The sequence below is a fragment of the Arenibacter sp. F20364 genome, assembly GCF_023015905.1.
GTDB lineage: Bacteria > Bacteroidota > Bacteroidia > Flavobacteriales > Flavobacteriaceae > Arenibacter.
This window is the reverse complement of record NZ_JALKBD010000107.1, coordinates 1-1127: the sequence shown is the minus strand read 5'-3', so window position 1 is coordinate 1127 and position 1127 is coordinate 1. Positions and strand designations below refer to the sequence as shown.

Here is a 1127-nt window from a genome sequence, read left to right as displayed (position 1 = left end):
TTCAAGGTGGAAGACCTTTCCATAGTAACAGCGAAACTTGGTGCCGATGCGGTTACCAATGCTAAATTGGCCGACAACGCGGTTCAGACAGAAAATATTTTGAACGGTACCATCCTTACAGAGGATATTTCCTCAGGTGGTAACGATAAGGTTTTGGTTACCGATGCGGTTGGAACAGTTGTTTGGGTGGACAAGTCCAGCTTTGCTGTTTTGGCAGATCAGGTGACGATAACCGGAGCGGGTACTACCTTGGATCCTTTCAAGGTAGAAGATCTATCCATAGTAAATTCCAAACTCGGCCCTGATGCGGTTACCAATGCAAAATTGGCCGATGATGCGGTGCAATTGGAAAACATCGCTGATGGTACTGTCTCCGGGCAGGTAATGCAATGGGATGGGACCGACTGGATTCTAGTAGATTTAGGTTCTGTGACCGTTACTGAAAATGACGGTGTAATTGGCAACGAGGTAACAAACGCAACAGATGGAACTTTAATCCGTTCAGGCGCAGGTACAACAGTAAGTCCTTATACATTGGACGTGGCCACTGGAGGTATTACGGCGAATGAACTGGCCGATGATGCCGTAACGGCTGCCAAGATCAATTCCGACGTTGCAGGAAGCGGACTGGTACAGAATGTAGCCACGGGAGCACTGGAAGTTGACGGAACAGCAATCAATGGTGATGGTAACATTACTTCGTCGGATCTAACCGTAGGGGGTGATGCCAATGCTCTATTGGGAGATGTTACCTTGGAGATAGCTGCCGGAGCCGTGGGAACTACCGAATTGGCTGCCGATGCCGTGACCAACGCTAAATTGGCGGACAATGCGGTTCAGACAGAAAACATATTAAGTGGAGGCAATGATAAAGTTTTGGTTACCGATGCGGTCGGAACAGTAGCTTGGGTGGACAAGTCCAGCTTTGCCGCTATTGCCGATCAGGTAACGATTACCGGAGCAGGTACTACTTTGGATCCCTTCAAGGTGGAAGACCTTTCCATAGTAACCGCCAAATTGGGTGCTGATGCCGTGACCAATGCTAAATTGGCGGACAATGCGGTACAAACTGAAAACATATTAAGCGGAGGCAACGACAAGGTCTTGGTTACGGATGCGGTTGGAAC

Annotated in this window: 1 protein-coding gene; it reads left to right on the top strand. The window is 48.6% G+C overall.

What is annotated here, in order from left to right; genetic code table 11:
- Nucleotides 1-1127: hypothetical protein (locus MWU84_RS23900; RefSeq protein WP_246906516.1), on the top strand; the 1127-nt coding region annotated here is incomplete at both ends.